1 protein-coding gene is annotated in these 464 nt (G+C 62.3%); it reads left to right on the top strand.

Going from position 1 to position 464, the window contains the following annotated elements; genetic code table 11:
• Positions 1 to 455: hypothetical protein (locus tag AACY52_RS30870; RefSeq protein ID WP_339561475.1), on the top strand; the 455-nt coding region annotated here is incomplete at its 5' end.
• Between the last annotated feature and the right edge of the window lie 9 nt (positions 456 to 464).

Below are 464 nucleotides of genomic sequence, written 5' to 3'. Positions count from 1 at the left end.
ATAGGAGACACAACATGGCTGATTATTATGGCCTGGAATTTGTCGGTGCGGCTGACGGTAGCCAGAACCCGCCGAAGAAGCTCGACGTTCGCATGGTTGGGGGCAAGAAGCGCCGCGTGCGCTCGACCAAGCCCGCAACCGCGCTGGCCGTCGGTGATCGTCTGTATCTGGGCAAGCTTCCGCAGGGCGCATCGCTCCATGCGATCTCTGCCGTCACGGACACCTCCTTCGCTACGACCACGATTTCGATCGGCACGACGACGACCCCGGCGAAATATGTCAACGCGAAAACCCTGACCGCAACCGATGTCCCCACGCCGCTTGGGCCCAAGGCGTCGGCCTTCGTGCTCGATCCCAATACGGTCGACGAAGAGCTGTGGGCGACCTTTGCCGTGGCCGGGATCGGTGCGGGCGTCGTCGCCGGGTTCGACCTTGAATACACGACCGCGAATTAGCGGTCACGA

It is taken from the genome of Pseudomonas sp. EA_65y_Pfl1_P113 (genome assembly GCF_963970525.1).
Classification (GTDB): domain Bacteria; phylum Pseudomonadota; class Gammaproteobacteria; order Pseudomonadales; family Pseudomonadaceae; genus Aquipseudomonas; species Aquipseudomonas tritici.
This window is presented reverse-complemented; position numbering and strand designations above follow the sequence as displayed.